Source organism: Pontivivens ytuae, from assembly GCF_015679265.1.
Taxonomy (GTDB): Bacteria; Pseudomonadota; Alphaproteobacteria; order Rhodobacterales; family Rhodobacteraceae; genus Pontivivens; species Pontivivens ytuae.
In genome coordinates, this window is sequence record NZ_CP064942.1 from 3,549,912 (window position 1) to 3,569,058 (window position 19,147).

The 19,147-nt window shown below is 67.6% G+C and carries 22 protein-coding genes; 12 read left to right on the forward strand and 10 right to left on the reverse strand.

The window, feature by feature from the left end; genetic code table 11:
• Positions 1-9 precede the first annotated feature (9 nt).
• The 4 genes from I0K15_RS17655 to I0K15_RS17670 all read right to left on the reverse strand — a co-directional run bounded on the left by I0K15_RS17655 (position 10) and on the right by I0K15_RS17670 (position 4,452).
• Positions 10-936 carry an ABC transporter permease subunit gene (locus I0K15_RS17655; RefSeq protein ID WP_196102792.1) on the reverse strand — a complete coding sequence of 309 codons (927 nt, stop codon included), beginning with the start codon at positions 934-936 and terminating at the stop codon, positions 10-12.
• 12 nt (positions 937-948) lie between these two features.
• Positions 949-1,830 carry a carbohydrate ABC transporter permease gene (locus tag I0K15_RS17660; RefSeq protein ID WP_196102793.1) on the reverse strand — a complete coding sequence of 294 codons (882 nt, stop codon included), beginning with the start codon at positions 1,828-1,830 and terminating at the stop codon, positions 949-951.
• 74 nt (positions 1,831-1,904) lie between these two features.
• A complete protein-coding gene (locus tag I0K15_RS17665; protein WP_196102794.1) occupies positions 1,905-3,233 on the reverse strand; it encodes an extracellular solute-binding protein in 1,329 nt (442 codons plus the stop codon).
• Positions 3,234-3,636: 403 nt separating this feature from the next.
• Positions 3,637-4,452, reverse strand: a complete 816-nt coding sequence (locus tag I0K15_RS17670) for a sugar phosphate isomerase/epimerase family protein (RefSeq protein ID WP_196102795.1) — start codon at positions 4,450-4,452, stop codon at positions 3,637-3,639.
• A 382-nt stretch (positions 4,453-4,834) separates the two neighbouring features.
• Here I0K15_RS17670 and rnd point away from each other — a divergent pair, with 382 nt between their 5' ends.
• Positions 4,835-6,001 (forward strand): ribonuclease D, encoded by a 1,167-nt coding sequence (rnd, locus tag I0K15_RS17675; RefSeq protein ID WP_196102796.1) that lies wholly within the window; start codon positions 4,835-4,837, stop codon positions 5,999-6,001.
• A gap of 6 nt (positions 6,002-6,007) precedes the next feature.
• Here the strand turns inward: rnd and I0K15_RS17680 are convergent, their stop codons facing one another.
• The 3 genes from I0K15_RS17680 to I0K15_RS17690 form a co-directional block, all read right to left on the reverse strand.
• Positions 6,008-6,748, reverse strand: coding sequence for an aminoglycoside phosphotransferase family protein (locus I0K15_RS17680; RefSeq protein ID WP_196102797.1), 741 nt, complete (start codon positions 6,746-6,748; stop codon positions 6,008-6,010).
• A 110-nt stretch (positions 6,749-6,858) separates the two neighbouring features.
• Positions 6,859-7,257: a GFA family protein gene (locus tag I0K15_RS17685; RefSeq protein WP_196102798.1), complete on the reverse strand. Its 399-nt coding sequence runs from the start codon at positions 7,255-7,257 to the stop codon at positions 6,859-6,861.
• A 10-nt stretch (positions 7,258-7,267) separates the two neighbouring features.
• Positions 7,268-7,681 carry a hypothetical protein gene (locus I0K15_RS17690; RefSeq protein WP_196102799.1) on the reverse strand — a complete coding sequence of 138 codons (414 nt, stop codon included), beginning with the start codon at positions 7,679-7,681 and terminating at the stop codon, positions 7,268-7,270.
• 125 nt (positions 7,682-7,806) lie between these two features.
• Here I0K15_RS17690 and I0K15_RS17695 point away from each other — a divergent pair, with 125 nt between their 5' ends.
• The 4 genes from I0K15_RS17695 (at position 7,807) to alaE (ending at position 10,688) form a co-directional block, all read left to right on the forward strand.
• On the forward strand, positions 7,807-8,223 hold the full coding sequence (locus I0K15_RS17695) for a SufE family protein (protein ID WP_196102800.1): 417 nt from the start codon (positions 7,807-7,809) through the stop codon (positions 8,221-8,223).
• 9 nt (positions 8,224-8,232) lie between these two features.
• On the forward strand, positions 8,233-9,246 hold the full coding sequence (gene bmt, locus I0K15_RS17700) for a betaine--homocysteine S-methyltransferase (RefSeq protein WP_196102801.1): 1,014 nt from the start codon (positions 8,233-8,235) through the stop codon (positions 9,244-9,246).
• Positions 9,247-9,532: 286 nt separating this feature from the next.
• The gene (locus tag I0K15_RS17705) at positions 9,533-10,237 is read left to right on the forward strand and encodes a corrinoid protein (RefSeq protein ID WP_196102802.1); all 705 of its coding nucleotides are present in this window, start codon (positions 9,533-9,535) and stop codon (positions 10,235-10,237) included.
• Positions 10,238-10,241: 4 nt separating this feature from the next.
• Positions 10,242-10,688 carry an L-alanine exporter AlaE gene (gene alaE / locus I0K15_RS17710; protein ID WP_196102803.1) on the forward strand — a complete coding sequence of 149 codons (447 nt, stop codon included), beginning with the start codon at positions 10,242-10,244 and terminating at the stop codon, positions 10,686-10,688.
• 58 nt (positions 10,689-10,746) lie between these two features.
• Here alaE and I0K15_RS17715 read toward each other — a convergent pair whose 3' ends face one another.
• A complete protein-coding gene (locus tag I0K15_RS17715) occupies positions 10,747-11,586 on the reverse strand; it encodes an SDR family oxidoreductase (RefSeq protein WP_196102804.1) in 840 nt (279 codons plus the stop codon).
• Between the two features lie 78 nt (positions 11,587-11,664).
• Here I0K15_RS17715 and I0K15_RS17720 point away from each other — a divergent pair, with 78 nt between their 5' ends.
• Genes I0K15_RS17720 through I0K15_RS17735 form a run of 4 tightly spaced genes read left to right on the forward strand, consistent with a single transcriptional unit; the run spans position 11,665 to position 13,193 of the window.
• Entirely contained in the window at positions 11,665-12,000 is a 336-nt protein-coding gene (locus tag I0K15_RS17720; RefSeq protein WP_196102805.1) for a winged helix-turn-helix transcriptional regulator, read from the forward strand.
• Positions 11,997-12,215 (forward strand): hypothetical protein, encoded by a 219-nt coding sequence (locus tag I0K15_RS17725; protein ID WP_196102806.1) that lies wholly within the window; start codon positions 11,997-11,999, stop codon positions 12,213-12,215. The genes I0K15_RS17720 and I0K15_RS17725 overlap by 4 nt, the downstream gene beginning before the upstream one ends.
• Position 12,216: 1 nt before the next feature.
• Positions 12,217-12,531, forward strand: a complete 315-nt coding sequence (locus tag I0K15_RS17730; protein ID WP_196102807.1) for a YbjQ family protein — start codon at positions 12,217-12,219, stop codon at positions 12,529-12,531.
• Positions 12,528-13,193 (forward strand): DUF1638 domain-containing protein, encoded by a 666-nt coding sequence (locus I0K15_RS17735; protein ID WP_422393990.1) that lies wholly within the window; start codon positions 12,528-12,530, stop codon positions 13,191-13,193. The genes I0K15_RS17730 and I0K15_RS17735 overlap by 4 nt, the downstream gene beginning before the upstream one ends.
• Before the next feature lie 53 nt (positions 13,194-13,246).
• Here the strand turns inward: I0K15_RS17735 and I0K15_RS17740 are convergent, their stop codons facing one another.
• Positions 13,247-14,599 carry a sigma-54-dependent transcriptional regulator gene (locus I0K15_RS17740; protein ID WP_196102808.1) on the reverse strand — a complete coding sequence of 451 codons (1,353 nt, stop codon included), beginning with the start codon at positions 14,597-14,599 and terminating at the stop codon, positions 13,247-13,249.
• Positions 14,592-16,394, reverse strand: coding sequence for a sensor histidine kinase (locus I0K15_RS17745; RefSeq protein ID WP_196102809.1), 1,803 nt, complete (start codon positions 16,392-16,394; stop codon positions 14,592-14,594). The genes I0K15_RS17740 and I0K15_RS17745 overlap by 8 nt, the downstream gene beginning before the upstream one ends.
• Before the next feature lie 117 nt (positions 16,395-16,511).
• On the opposite strand from I0K15_RS17745, the gene msrP reads away from it, so the two are divergent.
• From msrP to I0K15_RS17760, 3 genes are all read left to right on the forward strand, one after another.
• Complete coding sequence (gene msrP, locus I0K15_RS17750) at positions 16,512-17,480, forward strand: protein-methionine-sulfoxide reductase catalytic subunit MsrP (RefSeq protein WP_196102810.1); 969 nt, start codon at positions 16,512-16,514, stop codon at positions 17,478-17,480.
• Between the two features lie 73 nt (positions 17,481-17,553).
• Positions 17,554-18,372, forward strand: a complete 819-nt coding sequence (locus I0K15_RS17755) for a sulfite exporter TauE/SafE family protein (protein ID WP_196102811.1) — start codon at positions 17,554-17,556, stop codon at positions 18,370-18,372.
• On the forward strand, positions 18,369-19,112 hold the full coding sequence (locus tag I0K15_RS17760) for a hypothetical protein (RefSeq protein ID WP_196102812.1): 744 nt from the start codon (positions 18,369-18,371) through the stop codon (positions 19,110-19,112). Before I0K15_RS17755 ends, I0K15_RS17760 begins: the two co-directional genes overlap by 4 nt.
• Positions 19,113-19,147 lie beyond the last annotated feature (35 nt).

The window sequence follows — 19,147 nt, forward strand, 5'->3', positions numbered from 1 at the left end:
TCCGGTTCCTCACTTGTCGGTGTTGATGAGACCGCGCACGAACCAGCGCTGCATCAGGATGACGACCGCCACCGGGGGCAGCATCACGATCAGCGTACCGGCCATGGCCCAGTGCCAGTTCGGGATGTCGCCGCCGGTGGTGTTCATGTTCGGCACGAGGCGGCTCAGCTCCACCGCAGCGACCCCGTAAGCCGGATCGGTGATGATGAGGAGTGGCCAGAGGTACTGGTTCCAGCCCACCACGAACATGATGGTGGCGAGTGCCGCCATGTTGGTGACGGAGAGCGGGATCAGGATCTCCCGCAGGAAGCGCAACGGCCCCGCCCCGTCCATCTTCGCCGCCTCTACCAGTTCATCCGGTATCGTGAGGAAAAACTGGCGGTAGAGGAACGTGCCCGTCGCCGTCGCGACCAGCGGCATGATGAGCCCGGTATAGCTGTTTAGCAGGTTCCAGTTGAGCGCGATTTCGAAGCCGGTCAGCGCATTGACCAGCCCGGTGATCCCGAGCATGTCGAGGATGGTCTGGAACGGCGACAGCGCGTTGGCCGCCACCGCATAGGTCGGCACGATCCGCACCTCCAGCGGCAGCATCAGAGTGATGAACACCGCCCAGAAGATCGGCATCCTCAACCGGTGATCGAAGAACACGATGCCGAAGGCCGTGAGTGCGGCCAGCACGATCTTCCCGACCACCACCCCCGTGGCGAGGATCAGCGTGTTGAGGAACTTCGTGTCGAACTCCGCCTCGTGCCAGGCGGCGGCGATGTTGGGGAAAAGCTGGTCGCCCGGCAGCAGCTTCGCCGGGATCGCCATCACGTCCTGCAGGGTCTGGGAGGCCGCGACGAAGACGAGGTAGATCGGAACGACCAGGATCGCGAGCCCCGTGAACAGGATCACGTGGGTCAGAATGTTGAGCCAAGGCGTGCGTTCGACCATCGGGTCCCTCCTTCAGGTGTAGTGAACGCGCCGTTCCACATAGCGGAACTGGACGAAGGTGAGTGCGATGACGAGGAACATCAGGATGATCGACTGCGCGGCGGCCCCCGAATAGTCGAGCCCGCGGAAGCCATCCTCGTAGATCTTGTAGACCATCAGTTCCGTCGCCCGCGCAGGCCCGCCGGAGGTCATGGTGTCCACGATCCCGAAGCTGTCGGTGAAGCTGTCGGTGAGGTTGATGATGATCAGGAAGAAGAAGGTCGGGGTGAGCAGCGGCAACTGGATGTCGCGCATCCGCCGCATCACCCGCGCCCCGTCCATCGCCCCGGCCTCCAAGAGCGAGCGCGGGATCGATTGCAGCCCCGCAAGGAAGAAGATGAAGCTGTAGGAGACCTGCTTCCACGCGCCCGCGATGATCACCATGATCAGCGCGTGATCGCCGTTCATCACCGGGTTCCAGATCTCAGGAAAGGCGTAGTTGAGATAGCTCGCCACCCCGGCAGACGGATTGAAGATGAAGCGGAAGGCGAGCCCGATCGCCGGGGCCGCGATCGCATAGGGCCAGATCAGGCCGATGCGAAAGCCGTGGTAGCCGCGCAGCTGCCGGTCGGCGAAGAGCGCGAGGATCAGCGCCATGGACATCGCCAGCACCGTGGTCGCCACCGCATAGATCACCGAGACGCGCACCGACTGCCAGTAGAGATCGTCGGTGAGCAGGTAGCGGAAGTTCTCGAACCCCACCCACTCGTTGCCGCCGCCCCAGGGCTGCTCCAGCGTGAACGCCCAGTAGAGCGCCTGGCTGGTCGGCCAGTAGAAGAAGATGAAGATGATCAGCAACTGCGGTGCGACCACCAGTGCCGCGACCCAGTTGTTCTTGAAGTAAGCGCGTCGCATCCCGCCCCCGATCTCGCTCAAGCCGGTGCCCACCCCGGCACGATCCGGGGCGGGCAGGTCTCAGGTCGGGGCGATCAGGGCAGTTCCTGGCCGCGATAGGTGCGCGCGAAGCGGTCGAGCAGCGCGTTGGACCGCTCGACGGCGGTGTCGAGCGCCTCCTGCATGGTCTTCTGCCCCTGCAGGGCGGCCTCGACCTCGTTCACCCACTCGCTGCGCGCCTGGATGAAGCTGCCGAGGCGGATGCCGCGGGTGATCGGCGTCGGGTCCGTGTAGGTCAGCGAGGCGAGCGCGAGCTCGCGGCCGCGATAGGGCTCGTTCTCGTAGAAGCCCTCGGCGTTCAGCGCCTCGAAGCCGCTCCGCGTCACCGGGATGTAGCCGGTATTGGTCACCCAGAACCGCTCGCTCTCGGGCGTTGCGAGGAACTGGAGGTAGGCCGCAGCGCCGCGATACTCGTCATCGGACTTGCCAGACAGCACCCAGAGGGACGCGCCGCCAACGACCGTGTTCTTGCGCTCGGTCCCTTCGTAGACCGGGATCATCGCGACGTCCCACTCGAAGGTATCCTCGACGAGGTTGTGCACGGTGGAGTGGCTCGCGATCGAGCCGAAATAGAAGCTGCACTCGCCCTGTGCGAAGCTGTCGCGGGCGTTGAGGCCACCCTGCGTGGTGCGGATCTCCAAGAGATCCTCGTCGTGCCAGCGCTTGATGTTCTCCATGTGCTGGACATGGATCGTGGTGTTGTAGACGTACTCGCTGTCGAGGCCGTCATAGCCGTTGTTGTTCGTGGCGATGGGCACACCGTGCGCCATCGAGAACTGCTCGAGGTCGATCCAGGTCGAGGGGGTGTAGGCAAAAGCACACTCCTCGCCGTTGGCCTTCAGCGTGACGAGCGCCTCCTCGAACGCCTCCCAGGTCTCGGGCGGGGTGATGCCGGCGGCCTCCAGATCCTCGATGTTGTAGTACATCATCGGGGTGGAGCTGTTGAACGGCATGGAGAACAGCTCACCGGTCGAGGAGGCGTAATAGTTAGCGATGCCCGGGAAATAGTCATCCCAGTCGATCTCGATCCCGAAATCCTCCATCATCTGGCTGACCGGGTAGAACTCGCCGGACATCATCAGGTCCGCGGTGCCCGCGTCGTAGGCCTGCACGATGGTCGGGTGCTGATCGGCGCGGAACGCCGCGATTGAGTTCTGCACGGCGTTGGCATAGCCGTCCTGACCGACGCAGACGATCTCGTAGTCGTCCTGGCTCTGGTTGAAGCGGTCGCAGGTCTGCTGGACCACGTCGCCGAGCTGGCCGCTGAGGCCGTACCAGTATTCGAAGCGGATCGGTTCCGCCTGCGCCGCGCCCGCGGACAGGACGATGGTTACGGCGGCAAGGCCCGTGCTGCACTTTGACATCGAAGGCTCCCTGAATCGTGAAGATTTCATCCCGGGCCGACCCTGCGGACCCAAGTTGAAGGCCAGTGCTCCGTTCAGAGAAGTTTTCGTCTCAAATTTGAATCGTCTGGGTGACGTAAGGTCAGGTGGACGACAGCCGCGTCTTTCGGCCAAGCCATTGGCTGGACGGAGAAACCTGAGCCGCGACCGCTCGCACCTCTGGCGCGGACGGCTACGGGTGTCGCAGGACCTTATCAATTCGGGAATCCAGTGAGCGGACATGCCGTCCGATCCAGCACATCGGGTTATGCCGGATACGCAACGCCGGTCACGCCATCACTGCCGGACTAGCTATGGCCCGAGCGCAGGTGCCGTGTTCTTTCTCGACACGCCGAGGATGCCGGGCGTCGGACGCCCAGCCGACCTATTCGGCCAAGCCGAGGCCCTTCAGATACGCCATCGAGGCCGGAATGCCGCCCTTGTCGCGCAGCTCCAGCACCAGGTGCGGCGTCTGCTCCAGCTCCGCCAGCGCCCGGAAGACCGAGGTCCACAGGATCGTCCCCTCGCCGATCGCCCAGTGGCGGTCCGCGTAACCGTCGGCATCCTGCAGGTGGACATGGCGGAGCAGCGCACCCGCGTCGCGGACGAAATAGTCCACCGGCGGCGCGCCCGTCGAATGGTGGGCGTAATGCGCATGGCCCGTGTCGATGGAGATCGCAATGGCGGGGCTGTCGAAGCTCTCCACCAGATGACGCCGGTCGGCCGGGTCCACATCCTCGATATTCTCGACGACGAGCGTGACGCCCATATCCTCGGCCCGCTTCACCGCCGCGCCCAGCGTGGCGTGGACATTCTCCACCACCATGTCGCGCGCGCCCGGATTGTTGTCCATGTTGTTGTAATCCCAGGTCGTGTAGGGCGAGTGGATCACCATCTGCGTCGCCCCGAGGGCATCGCAGACGTCCAGCCCCTGCTCCATCCGCTTCGCCACCACCGCGCGCACGTCCGGGTCCTTGGAGTGGATCGTGAAGCCCCAGAACGGCCCGTGGATGCCGAGCCGCCCGGTATGACCGTCGATCAGCCGCTTCACCTCGTCCACGCGCGCCGACCAGTCGCCGCTCAGAAGGTCCGCGTCGATAAAGTCCTGAACCTCCAGATCGCGCGGCTTTTCCAGCAGCCACTCCCGATAGGTCTCGATATCCGCCGCGCGCAGAGCCGCGCCGATCACGATCGGATCCATCCCAGTCCCTCCCGTCCGTTCGCGCGGAAGGTGCAGGCCCGCCGTGACGGCGCGGTGACGGTGGGGCGACGTTTTCCTGAAGCGGCCGGGAGCGCCGCGGGGTGGGCGTCACGGCCTGGATGCCGAGAACACACCACGCAGACTCTCTCTCGAATGCCCCGTGACAGGGCAGCAGTGCTCCTGTATTCCGCGCGCCGGATGTCTTCTCGACAGCATCAAAAATGACCCGGCGCTTTCGCGAGCGCTCCGGCCAATCCCGTTTCCTGAACGACAGGCTAATTCTGCGGGTCACTGTTGAGACGATGCCACGCATTTTAGGGACAAGGCTTTGTCTTTCCCGGAGTTCCAGACTAGCTTCGCTTAAAACAAATTAAGGTAATCCATGCGTGAAATCACGACGACGGCGGACCTGGCGGCTTTCTGCGAGGAGGCGCGCGCCCATCCCTTCGTCACCCTCGATACGGAGTTCCTGCGCGAGCGGACCTACTACGCCCAGCTCTGCCTCATCCAGATGGCCTATCCTGGCGACGGCGACGAGAGCGCCGCGCTCATCGACGTGCTGACCGGCGAGATCGACCTCGCTCCGCTCTACGACCTGATGCGTGATACGTCGGTGGTGAAGGTCTTCCACGCCGCCCGGCAGGATCTGGAGATCTTCTGGCAGAAGGCCGAGGTGCTGCCCGATCCGCTCTTCGACACGCAGGTCGCCGCCATGGTCTGCGGTTATGGCGAGCAGGTGGGCTACGAGACGCTGGTGCGTTCGATCTGCAAGGCGGGGCTCGACAAGTCCTCCCGCTTCACCGACTGGTCGCAGCGTCCGCTGTCCAAGAAGCAGAAGGCCTATGCCCTCGCCGACGTGACCTGGCTGCGGCAGATCTATCAGAACCTCTCGCGCAAGCTGGAGGAGACCGGCCGTGCCCGCTGGGTGCAGGAGGAGCTGGGCGTTCTCTTGAGCCCGGACACCTACCGGACCGAGCCGGAGGAGGCGTGGCGGCGGCTCAAGACCCGCTCGTCCTCGCCACGCTTTCTCGCCATCGCCAAGGCCCTCGCCGCCTGGCGGGAGCGGGAGGCGCAGAGCCGTGACGTGCCGCGCAACCGCCTGCTGAAGGACGACGCGCTGCTGGAGGTCGCCTCCAACGGTCCGCTGACGGTCGAGGATCTGGGCAAGTCGCGCCTCCTGCTGCGCGAGGCGCGCAAGGGTCGTACTGCCGAAGCCATTGTCGAGGCGGTAAAATCCGCCGTGACCGCACCGGAAGAGACCTGGCCCAAGGCCCCGCCGCGCGAGCAGGGCGGGCAGGCGAGCCCGGCGCTGATGGACCTTCTGAAGGTGCTACTGCGCGCCCGGTCCGAGAAATCCGGCGTCGCGCAGAAGCTCATTGCGACCACGTCGGAGCTCGAAGCCTTCGTGCTCGGCCGGCCCGAGGGCGAGCGTCTGAGGAACGGCTGGCGGCACGAGCTCTTCGGCCAGCAGGCCGAGGCGCTGATCGACGGCCGCATCGCGCTCGGTGCGGGGGGCAAGTCGGTGAAGGTGGTCGAACTCGACGGCTGACCGCCCTCATATCCCGATCAGCCAGCGCACGGTCTGGTGGTGGGTGGCGTCATGGGCGCCACCGAACCCCCATGCCGTGGTGTGCCCGATGGTCCAACCTCGAACCCGCGCCCGGTCGAGCCCCAGCTCGGCCGAGAGCCGGTCGAGGCGGTACCGCACGGCCTTCTCCGAATGCCCGAACTCGAAGCTGCGGATGACCGGGACAGGCGCGAAGTCCGGCGCGCCGCGCAGCGGCTTGGGGTCGATCGCGAGCCACGGCTCCCGTTCGGCCGCCAGGATGTTGTGCCCGTGCAGGTCCTGATTGACGAGCGTGCTCCCATCCTCCGCCGAGAGCTCGGGCAGCAGGTCCACGGCAGCATCGACGAGCGCGCGCTCGCAAGGTTTCCCGGCCGTCGCCCAGGTCTCCGGCAGCGTCGCGGACCACCGCCGCGCCTCGGCCTGAAGCGGTGTGAAGCCCGGCCCCGCGTCCACCGTGAGGCGGGGCAGCAGCTCCAGGATCACGTCCATCGGATCGGTGCGCTCGGCATCGGCGAGCGGCGTGCCGGGGTGGCACCGCTCGATCAGCAGCGCCCGGCGCTCGGCGTCATACGCCTCGAGCTGAACCGCCCCGGAGCCGTCCCATCGCCGCAGCGCGTCGGCCTCGTGCGCCGCCTCGGGGCCTCGATCTTGAAGCTTCAGAACCAGCGGAGCGCTACCCCGCGCCACCGGCAGCACCAGCGACTCGCTGCCGGACAGGGCCTCGCCCATCGGCGTCAGGTCTCACCGCGCCAGCATCTCGTCGACCAGACCCGGCAGCGCCTCGAGCCAGGCCGCCCCACCGGGCAGGCCCGCCACGGCGCGCAGGCTGTCGGGAAGCCTCACGCCCCGTGCTTCGGGATGGTGTCGTGCTGCGGCAGGCCGTCGGCGATCTCGTAGTAGTCGCCCTTGTTGCCCATGAAGATGTGCTCGCTCATCCGCGTGCCGGTCGGCCCGTCAATGGCGCCGAGCGCCACCGCAATCCAGTCGCGTGCAGGCGGGTCGAAGAAGAGCGACGCGCCGCAAATCCGGCAGAAGCCGCGGCGCACCTTCTCCGACGAGGCATACCACGTGACGTTCTCCTCGCCCGTAACGGTCAGCGCCGATTTCGGCACGTCCGCGGAGACGAAGTAATGGCCGGAGAACTTGCGACAGATCGTGCAGTGGCACCCGTCGGCGGTGGGCAACGCGCCCGCCACCTCGAAGCTCACCGCACCGCAGAGGCAACTTCCCTTGGCCATGACACCCTCCTTAACCCTCCGGAATGCCGGGCAGCAGCGCCGTCGCCCCGGCCTGCGAGCCCTCGACGCGGACACCGGTCGCGCCGGCCAGATCCTCGTTCGGCACGAAGATCGCCACGCGGCCGCGCTGGCCGACGCGGGCCTGCATCGTCTCCGACGTCTCGGCCTGCAGATCGTAGACCACGAGGCCGCCGCTCCGCCCCGCGGGCTCCAGCTCCAGATCCTGCACCACGCCGCGCGGATCCTGCGCCGTCACGCTTACGATCCAGCCCCCGGTCGTGCGGCCGAGCTCCACCGCCTCCACCACGGCGACGCGCAGGTCGGGCTCCGGTTCGGGCGCCTGCACCTCCGGATCCCGGTCGCCACAGGCGGTCAGGATCAGGGGCAGGGTGAGGGCAAGCATCGCGAGAGGGGGGCGGATCATCGGCAGTTCTCCTGCATTGTCGTTCGGTGCGCGCACCCTAGGCCAGCATGCCGCATCTGCGGAAGGGGGGTAGACGCTCCGCCGACCCGCGCTTAGATCAGGCAACCTCAAGGAAAGGTGAGCCGATGGCCCAGGCGGAATTCGACGAGATCGTGGATACCTTCGAGTTCCTCGACGATTGGGAGGACCGCTACGCCCATGTCATCGAGATGGGCAAGGCGATGGACCCGCTGCACGAGGGGCTGCGCACGCCCGCGACCAAGGTGGACGGCTGCGCGAGCCAGGTCTGGCTCGTCCCGCGGTTCGAGAACGATCGCCTCGCCTTCGACGGCGACAGCGACGCGATGATCGTGCGGGGGCTGATCGCCATCCTGCGCACGCTCTATTCGGGCCGGACGCCGGACGAGGTCCTGTCCGTGGACGCAGCGTCACAGTTCGCGCGCCTCGGCCTCGACAAGCATTTGTCGGCACAGCGGTCCAACGGACTGCGTGCTATGATCGAACGTGTACGTCAGATCGCGGCGTCCGCGCGCGCCGCATAGGGGGTGGTTATGACTGCATTGAGCGAGCTCCTGGCGGAGCGCGACTGGCTGCTGGCGGATGGCGCCACGGGAACGAATCTCTTCAACATGGGTCTGGCGTCGGGGGATGCGCCGGAGCTCTGGAACACCGACGAGCCCGCGAAGATCCGCGCGCTCTACGATGGGGCGGTAAACGCGGGCTCGGACCTGTTCCTCACCAACTCTTTCGGCGGCAACGCCTCCCGGCTGAAGCTGCACGACGCGCAGCACCGGGTGCGGGAGCTCAACCGGATCGCGGCCGAGATCGCGCGGGAGGCCGCCGACGCCTCCGGCCGCAAGATCGTCGTCGCAGGCTCCATGGGCCCGACCGGCGATATCCTGGAGCCGGTGGGCTCCCTCAGCCACGCCGAGGCGGTGGAGATCTTCGAGGAAGCGGCCTCTGGCCTCATCGAAGGCGGTGCCGACGTCCTCTGGATCGAGACGATTTCTTCGGAAGAGGAGATGCGCGCCGCCGCCGAGGCCTGCGCCAATCTCGACGCGCCCTGGGCCGGGACGATGAGCTTCGACACGGCGGGCCGCACCATGATGGGCGTCACCTCCACCGGCCTCGCCGGGTTCATGGAGAGCCTGCCGCATGCCCCCGTCGCCTATGGCGCCAATTGCGGGGTGGGGGCCTCGGACCTGCTGCGCACCATGCTGGGGCTTTCGGACGCGGCCAACGGCTCCGCCCTGATCGCGAAGGGCAATGCTGGCATTCCGAAATATGTCGACGGCCACATCCACTATGACGGCACGCCGGACCTGATGGCCGATTACGCCGTGCTCGCCCGCGACAGCGGGGCGAAGATCATCGGCGGCTGCTGCGGCACCATGCCGGAGCACCTTTCGGCCATGCGCAAGGCGCTGGAAGAGACCCCGCCGGGCCCGCGCCCGACCCTCGACCGCATCGCACAGGCCCTCGGCGGCTTCTCGTCCGAGAGCGACGGCACCGGTGCGGCCGCCGAAGCAGCGCCCCGCCGCGAACGCCGCCGTCGCCGGGCCTGACGGAAAGCCTCGCGTGAAATCAACGCGGTGGGCGCGGATCCTCAGATCTAGGCCCACCGCAGCGACCAAAACGGGACGTGGCCGCCACGCCTCTATCCCTATTGCGATGCAGCATGTCGCACCTTTGGATTCACGCTGGTCGGCCCGGTTGCGATAGGTTAAAGCCGCACGCCAAGCGATTTGGTCGCAGCAAGGCATGTGCGTGTCGCCTTTCGCCCTGCGCGGACGACCCGGCATCGCCAAAGCTGACCGGAACGACGAACACACGTCTTGTGGGATACGAGCCATGGCCGAAGAAGAACAGGACATCATCCTCTCCGAGCTCGATGACGAAGAGCTCGTGCTGCAGATGCATGACGACCTCTATGACGGGCTCAAGGACGAGATCGTCGAGGCGGTCGAGATCCTGCTGGAGCGGGGCTGGCAGCCCTACGACATCCTGACGAAGGCCCTCGTCGAGGGGATGCGCATCGTCGGCATCGACTTCCGCGACGGCATCCTCTTCGTGCCCGAGGTGCTGCTGGCCGCTAATGCGATGAAGGCGGGCATGGGCATCCTGAAGCCGCTCCTCGCCGAGACCGGCGCGCCGCGCCTCGGCAAGATGGTGATCGGCACCGTGAAGGGCGACATCCACGACATCGGCAAGAACCTCGTCTCGATGATGATGGAGGGCGCGGGCTTCGAGGTCGTCGATCTCGGCATCAACAACGCGGTCGAAAGCTACCTGGAGGCGATGGAGAGCGAGAAGCCCGACATCCTCGGCATGTCGGCACTGCTCACCACCACGATGCCCTACATGAAGGTCGTGATCGACACGATGGTGGAGCAGGGCATCCGCGACGACTACGTGGTGCTGGTCGGTGGCGCGCCGCTGAACGAGGAGTTCGGCAAGGCCATCGGTGCGGACGCCTATTGCCGCGACGCCGCTGTGGCGGTCGAGACGGCCAAGGAGTTCATGGCGCGCAAGCACAACCAGCTCGTCTCCGCCTGACCCGGTGCGGGCGTTTCTGGCCGACACGCTCGCGCTCGTCACCTTCTTCACGCTGACCGGCATCCTCAACGAACGTTTCGTCGCGGGCATGTCCTGGGACGAGATCGCGGTCTCGCGCGGCATCGGCGCGCCGCTCATGGTGCTGACGGCGCGCCCCTACGGCCTGTGGCGCGACTGGGCGATAGGGCGGCTCGGCTGGCCCACGGGAACCCGCCTCGTGATTTGGGACAGCATCGTGCTCCTGGTCTTCCAGGTCCCGATTTACGCCGCGATCATCTGGTTCGGCGGGGCCGAGGGTGCGGAGCTGTGGCGCGGCATCGCGGGGGCGGCGCTCCTCATGCTCTGCCTCGGCCGGCCCTACGGCCTGTGGCTCGACTTCGTGCGCAGCCGCTTCGGCCTGCCGCCCGGCGGCCTGCGCCCGATGTCGCCGAACGGACCAGGCCCGCTCTGACGACGACCTCCGGGCGCAGGACGGTGAAGCTGCTCTGCGCTAACGCCACGACCGGCCGTTACTCCGCAAGCACCCGCCGCGCGAACGCCTCGGCGCTTTCCAACGTATCCGCCGCCAGCGGCAGCCGCGCGGGATCCACCCGCAGGAACTCCGGATCCCGATCGGCCGCCGCGTAGTGCTGCCGCAAGCGCGGCCCGGCCTCCGCCCCCAGCGCCGCACTCATCGCCGCCGCAAAATCGTCGAGCGGGAGCTGCACGTACTGCAAGTCCCGCCCCAGCGCCCCGCCGATCCGATCCGCGAGCTGCACCCCGGTCAGCGGCTCCGGCCCGCCGACCCGGACCTGCGCCCCGGCCTTGGCATGCTCCATCGCCCAGACCGTGAACGCCGCCAGATCGCAGTGGGAGATCCAGGACACCGGCGCCTCCGCCGGGGCTGGATAGACCAGCGTTCCGGCCGCGATCGCCTGCCGCGACCAGTCCTGCGCGAGGTTCTCCAGAAACACCGTCGGCACGACCACCACCGCCTCAATCCCCGCGCCGAGCGCCGCATCGCGCGCCGCACGCATGTCGCGGAAGAGCGCGTCGTCCGACCCCTCGTCGATGCTGCCCGCGGTGTTGAGCACCAACCGCCGCACACCCGCCTCCCGCGCGGCCCCGGCGACCCGCTCCACGATCCGAGGCATCGCCCCGTCGCGGTGGTCCTGCACCAGCGTCATCGCGACCGCCTCGCAGCCTGCCATCGCCTCGGCCAGCCCCGCGCCGCTCTCCAGATCGGCCACGTGATCGGCCCCGGTGCGCCGCGACGTCCCCCGCACGCGCCAACCCGCCGTGCGAAAGCCCTCCGCAATCGCCGCCTGCTGCGCGCCGGTGATCGAGGGGATCAGGATTGTTCCGGTCATGATGCATCTCCCATGTTGCTGCCACAGGGATTGCACGCGACACTGGATCCGGAAATCAGGCACTTTTTCGGAACCGGTATGCTCGACGATACCTGCAAGACCCCCGACAACTGCCCCGTGTCGCGCACGCTCTCGATCATCAACGGGCGCTGGAAGGGGATGATCCTCTACCACCTGCAGGAGGAGCCGCGTCGCTTCGGAGCCCTCCGCCGTCTCCTGCCCGACATCACCCAGCGAATGCTGACCCAGTCCCTGCGCGAGCTGGAGGCCGATGGCATCGTCATACGTACGATCCATGCGCCAATGCCACCCCATGTGGACTACCGCCTCACGGATCTGGGCCGCACGCTGATCCCGCTTCTGGATGCGATGGCCGAGTGGGGCACGGCCCATCCGGCGGAGGGTGCGGCATGAAGCTCGACCAGTTTGTCCTGATCATCGTCAGCACGCTGTCGCTCGCCGCCGTGGCGATCGCGGTACTGGTCTTCCTCGCCGGGGCGGTCTTCACCCCCGGCCTTGCCTTGATCGTGGCCGTGCCTGCGGGCATCGTCGCCTATGTCGTGATCCGCGTGATCACGGATCGCGCCGGAAATGCCGAGGACGACTACTATGACCGCATCGAGAAATGACATGCTTGTCGTGACGACCGAGACCGTGCCGGGCCGCGAGATCGGTGAGGCGCTGGGCCTCGTCCGCGGCTCCACGGTGCGGGCAAAGCATATCGGCTCCGACATCGTGGCGAGCTTGCGCAATCTCGTCGGCGGCGAGGTCAAGGAATACGGCGCGCTCCTCGCCGGCTCACGGGAGCAGGCGCTCGACCGGATGATTGCCGAGGCGCAGGCGCTGGGCGCCGACGCCGTGGTCTGCACCCGGATGCAGACCTCCACCATCACCGAGAAGGCGAGCGAGGTCGCCTTCTACGGCACCGCGGTGACCTTCCGGTGAGACGCGGCGGCCGCAGCGCGCGCCGCCCGGCTGCTCCACCTCCCGCCGTCGAGCCGCTGGTCACGCAAGGGGCCGAGTTCGGCGCGGGCCGGGTGCTCCTCATCGCCTGCGGCGCGCTCGCCCGCGAGATCATCGCGATCAACCACGCGAACGGGGCAGAGCACTTCACCCTGCGCTGCCTGCCGGCGATCCTGCACAACCACCCCGAGCGCATCGCCCCGGCGGTGGAGGCCGAGATCGCGCGCGGCCGCGCCGAGGGCTTTGCTGACATCTTCGTGCTCTATGCCGATTGCGGGACGGGCGGCGCGCTCGACCGGGTCTGCGCGGCCGCGGGCGTCGAACGCATTGCGGGCCCCCACTGCTATGCCTTCTTCGACGGGGTCGAGCGGTTCGCGGCGCGGGGCGAGATGCGGGCCTTCTACCTCACCGACTTCCTCGCCCGCCAGTTCGATGCGTTCGTGACGAAACCGCTGGGCCTCGACCGCCACCCGGAGCTCGCCGAGACTTACTTCGGCAACTATGACAGCCTTGTCTACCTCGCCCAGACCGAGGATCCGGCCCTCGACGACGCCGCGCGTGCCGCCGCCGCAACTCTCGGCCTCGCCTATGAACGCCGTTCCACCGGCTACGGCGATCTCGCGGCGGACCTCGCCCGCCGCTGATCCTTCATCTGTCCGGAAGTATCCCGGGGGGTGCGGGGGCAGCGCCCCCGGCTTCAGACGAAATCCGCGCGGCTGATCCCGTATTTCGCCATCTTCTCGTTGAGCGTCCGGCGGGGCAGGGCAAGCTCCTCCATCACGGCGGAGATCGCGCCGCGGTGGCGGCGCAGGGCCGCCTCGATCTGCAGGCGCTCGAAGGCCTCGACATGGTCCTTCAGCGGCCGCTTCTCGATCTCGACCGGGTTTTCCTCCTCCGGCGCATCCGCGGCCTCCTCGCCCAGCAGCGCCCGCAGGGAATGCGGCGACTGGCGGTTCCGCAGCACGTAGCGCTCGGCCATGTTGATGAGCTGGCGGTGGTTGCCGGGCCAGGGCTGTGCGAGCAGTTCCGCCGCGTCCTCCGCACTCACGTCCGGGCGCGGCGTGCCGTAATCCTGCGCGAAACGGTCCACGTAGTGTTCGAAGAGTTTGAGGATATCCTGCCCGCAGGCGCGGAGCGGCGGCACCGCGATCTCCAGCGCGGACAGCACGTAGAAGAGCGAGGGGGAGAAGCTGCCATCGGCCACCTCGTCGTTCACCGTCTCATCCGCGATGGTGCAGATGCGCGCGCGGATCGGCGTGCCGTCGGCCATCTTGCCATCAGTGATCGTCTGGCCGAGCCGGGTCTGCAGCCGCGCGGGCAGGGCGGCGACGTTTTCCAGCACCACCATGCCGCCACCGGCCGCGATCAGGAGCGGTGGGTTGCCGGAGCGGTCCTTGGAAAACACCCGCTCCTCGATATGCGCCGGCGGCTCCGCCGCGCAGTTGAGCGTCAGGAAGGGCTGGCCCGCCTGAGGCCCCGCGGCGTGGAGCGCGCGGGCGACCAGCGAACGGCCCGAGCCGCGCTCGCCGCGGATCAGCACCGGCGCCTCGGCGCGGGCATAGTCGAGGATCGCGTCGCGCAGCCGGGCGACCGGCGCGCTGTCGCCCATGATCCGGCGCAAGAGTACCGTGCCGTCCGCGAGCTCGCGCCGGAGCAGCCGGTTGTCGATGGTCAGCCGCCGCGCCTCCGCCGCGCGCCGGGCGAGGTCCGCCAGCCGCTCGGGATCAAACGGCTTCTCGACAAAATCGTAGGCGCCCGCGCGCATCGCCTCGACCGCCATTGCCACGTCGCCATGGCCGGTGATCATGATGACGGGCAGGGTGCGGTCCTTCTTCTGAAGGCGCGCCAGCAGCTCCAGCCCGTCGATCCCCGGCATCCGCACGTCGGTGATGACGACACCCGGAAAGTCCTCGTCCACGTCGTCGAGGGCCGCCACCGCGTCGGCATAGGTCTGCGGGCGGAAGCCCGACAGGTCCATCCACTGGCTGATGGAGGCGCGCATGTCCTCCTCGTCGTCGATGATCGCCACCGGCATCGTTGCTTCACTCATGGTCTCCGGACCCCCTTTCCGGTCTTCCCGTCACGCGCGGCAGGCTCAGTTCGAACACCGCCCCGCGCTCCCGGCCGTTGCGCGCTGTGAGGCTGCCGCCCATGTCCCGCGCGATGCCGGCCGAGATTGCGAGGCCCAGCCCCACGCCCTCACCCGGCGCCTTCGTCGTGTAGAACGGTTCAAATAGCGCACTTGGCGGCCCCTCAAAGCCCGGCCCGGTATCGCGCACCTGGATGCGGGCCATCTGGGGTCCGGCGAAGATCTCGACCGTCACCTGCGGATCGGACTGGCCACGCATCGCGTCGATGGCGTTGCGCAAGAGGTTGATGAGCACCTGCTCCAGCCGCACCGTGTCCACGTTGACCATCACCGGGTGCTCCGGCTCGCGCCGCACGATGGCAATGTTGGACTGCCCGATCTGCGGGGACATGATGGCGAGCGCGGAGCTGAGCGAGGCCCGCAGGTCCACGTCCAAGAGGTCGGTCCCGCCCTTTCTCGCAAAGGTCTTGAGCTGCCGCGTGATCGCCCCCATCCGCGTGATCAGATCGTCGATCCGCTGGAACGAGGTCAGCGCCTCGCCCGGCCGGTTGCGCTGGATCAGCAGCTGCGCGCCCGCCAGATAGGTCTTCATTGCGGCCAGCGGCTGGTTGAGCTCATGGCTGATCGCCGCCGACATCTGGCCGAGGGCGGCAAGCTTGGAGCTTTGCTCCAGCGATTCCTCGGCGGCCTGCAAGGATTGTTCGACCTTCAGCCGCTCCTCGATCTCGCTGGAGAGGCGGGCGTTGAGCGCACGCAACTCCTCGGATTCCCGCTTCAGCCGCAGCGACTGCCGCGCGGCCCGGCGCGAGATCTGGAAGAAGGCGAGGGAGGCGAGGATCGCGATGGCCATGACCTCGATGGCGAGCACGCCGCGCACCCGCTCGCGCACCTCGGCCACGGGGGCGAGGTAGGTGACGGTCCAGCCGCGGAACTCCACCGGCCGGTCGACACGCAGATAGACCTCCCCGTCGATCGCCACCCGTTGCCCGGCCTGCGCCGGTTCCAGGTTCAGCATCGGGAGGAGCGCGAAGCGCCCCGCCCCCTGCGCCGACAGCGGATCGAGGAAGGGCGACAGCGAGCGGTAGCGCCATTCGGGGCGCGACGAGAGCAGGATCAGATCCTCGGAATTGGTGACGAAGACCTGATCGGGCGTCGCCACCCACTCGTCCTGAACGCTGGCGAGGTCCACCTCGATGATCACCACACCTAGAATCGTTCCACTCTGCAGAATTCGTCGCGCGAAAAAGAAGCGCTGCTCGACCTCGGAGATCGCGACGGTCGCGAAAATCGAGATGTCCTGTTCGAGCGCGAGCTGAAAATAGGGGGCAAGGGCGTGGTTGATTGCCGCACCCTCGGGCTGGGTATCGGCCACCAATCCGCCCGCCGCGGTGTAGAGGCTAATCGACAGTGCCCCGGTCGTGGACTGCACGTTGCCGAGGATCAGCCGGATCTGATCTTCCGCCGCACCGGACAGCGCGCCCACCAGCAGACGGTCCTGCGCCAGCAGGGAAGATGCGACAGTATAGGTACTTAGCACCGACTCGATGGAGTTCGTGTAGAGCGTCGAGCGCACCGCCGCCCGCGTGCCCAGCGTGTCCATGAACCGGTTGGACACGACCATCGCGCTCGCCCAGAGCGTGATCACAACCAGGGCGGAGCACAGTGCGATCAGGATCACCTGTGCACGCCGCAGGCTGCGCAGGCGCGCGCGAACCCGCGAGAGTGCCGACTGGGTCGGTGCCGCTATGGTTGACATGTCCATGGGGCGGGACCGTAGGCGTCACGCTTCGTTCAAGCAACTTTGATTGGGGTGGAACGTAGCACATATGTACCACAAACCCCAAAGGACCGTGGTCCGGCAAAGGAGCATATCATGCACTATCACCGTCGCCCCGGATGGGCCCTGCCCGAATCCGCCGTGACGCCTGAATCCGTCTTTCTGAACCGACGTCAGATCCTCGCGGGCATGGGTATGGGCGCGGGACTTCTGGCCGCACCGGGTGCGCTCCGCGCGATGCCGCAGGCCGAAAGCGCGTTCGACCCGATGCCCGACCTGCACGAGGCATTCGCCGATGCCGGCATGCCGCCGACCGACGAAGCCCTCACCTCCACCTACAACAACTTCTACGAATTCGGCTCGTCCAAGCGCATCTTCGAGGAGGCGCAGAAGCTCGAGACCGACGGCTGGACCATCCGCATCACCGGCGAGGTCGAGGAGGAGATGGAGATCTCCGTCGAGGACCTGCTGACTGAGATGCCGATGGAAGAGCGCATCGTCCGCCTCCGCTGCGTCGAGGCCTGGTCGATGGTGGTGCCGTGGATCGGCTTCCCCATGTCTGCGCTCATCGAGAAGGCCCGCCCGCTGTCGTCTGCGCAGTACGTAAAGATGCAGACCTTCATGAACCCCGACGTCGCCACCGAGCAGCGCGCGAGCTGGTGGCCCTGGCCCTATACCGAGGGTCTGACGATGGACGAGGCGAAGAACGAGCTGTCCTTCATGGTGGTCGGCGCCTACGGCAAGGTGCTCCACAAGCAGTTCGGCGCCCCGATCCGCCTCCACACCCCGTGGAAGTACGGCTTCAAGTCGATCAAATCGATCGATCATATCGAGTTCACGTCCGAGCGCCCGCTCAGCTTCTGGGAGGAGCTGGCCGAGAAGGAGTACGGCTTCTGGGCCAACGTGAACCCCGAGGTTGCCCATCCGCGCTGGAGCCAGGCCGAGGAGCTCGTCCTCGGCACGGAGGAGAAGATCCCGACCCAGCTCTACAACGGGTACGGCGAGTGGGTCGCCGATATGTATGCGGGCCTGCCCGAGGAGGTTGGCGAGCGCTTCTGGCGCTGAGCCCCACGCGACGCTTGCGGAACGGAGGCCGAGGGCTTAGCCCTTGGCCTCCTTCCTTTTGGAGCGTCCGCCCATGCCCCCCATCGCCGATCTTCTGCCGCTGGTCCTGCTGCTGCTCGCCACCGGAGCTCTTGCTGGCGTGGTCGCGGGCCTGCTCGGCGTCGGCGGCGGCATCGTCCTCGTCCCCGTCTTCTTCTATGTCTTCTCGGTCGCGGGCTACGAAAGCGCGGAGCTCATGCGCGTCTGTCTCGCCACCTCGCTTGCCACGATCATCGTGACCTCCGCCCGCTCGGTGTCGAGCCATGCGAAGAAGGGTGCGGTGGACTGGGTCATCCTGCGCCGCTGGGGCCCGGGCATCGTGATCGGCGCGCTGATCGGCGTCTTCGCCGTGGAGGGGCTGGAGAGCCGGACCCTCCAGATGATCTTCGGCATCCTCGGCTGCGTCATCGCCGCCTACTTCGCCTTCGGGAAGAGTGAATGGCGGCTCGGCGACCAGATGCCAGGTGGCCTCGCCCGCGCCGTGGTCTCACCGGTCATCGGGCTCCTGTCGGTGCTGATGGGCATCGGCGGCGGCTCCTTCGGGGTGCCGCTGATGACGCTCTACGGCACGCCGATCCACCGGGCCGTGGCCACCGCGGCGGGCTTCGGCATCCTGATCGCGGTGCCGTCCGTCGCAGGCTTCCTGCTGCGCCCGGCGAACGAGGTACCGCCCTTCACGCTCGGTCTCGTCAACATCCCCGCCTTCCTGATCGTGATCGCGATGACGTTGGTCACCGCCCCGCTCGGCGTGCGCCTCGCCCACGCGCTGCCGGTCCGCCCGCTGCGCCTGATCTTCGCGGGCTTCATCCTGGTCATGGCGCTCAACATGCTGCGCGAGGGGCTGACGGGATGAGCGATCCGGGCTGGCGCCTCTTCCCCTTCGAGCAGCGCCTGCTCGACTGGGTCGAGGCGGTCCGGCCCACCGCCATCATGCTGTCCGCCGCCGACGAGGCGCGCCACGGCGGCACCTGGCGCCCCGGCGTGAACCTGCTCCCGAACGATGCGCAAGGCCGCGTCGCAGGCGGCCCACCGCTCGCCTGCGCCGCCCTCGATAACCTGCCGCCGCATCCGCTCGACCGCGGCCAGCTCTCCGCCGTCCTGCCCGGCTATCCCCGCCGCGAACCGGACGAGCCCGAGGCCGCCCACCGCTTTCGCCGCGACCGCGCCGCGGCCCATCTCGACGGCCTGCTCCCCGAGGGGGCCGCCCGCCGCCGCCATCTGCGCGAGCACCACGCCTGGCTCCTCGGTATTCCGCTGAGCGACCACGGTGCCGACGCCGCTCCCTTCGTGATCTGGGAGGGGAGCCACGAGATCATCCGCAGCATGCTCCGCACCCACCTGCCGTCGGACCCGGAGTACTGGGGCGACACCGACCTCACCGAACCCTACCACGCCGCCCGCCGCGAGATCTTCGCGACCTGTCCCCGTCGCGAAATCCACGCGAAACGTGGCGAGGCCTACACCGTCCACCGCCTCGCCCTGCACGGCACCGCCCCCTTCGCCACGACGGCCCATGCCCCGCCCGAAGGCCGCCTCATCGCCTATTTCCGCCCCGAAACCGCCGACCGGCTTGCCTGGCTGAACGCGCCCTGATCTTCTTCTTGCTCCCAATATCCCCGCCGGAGGCG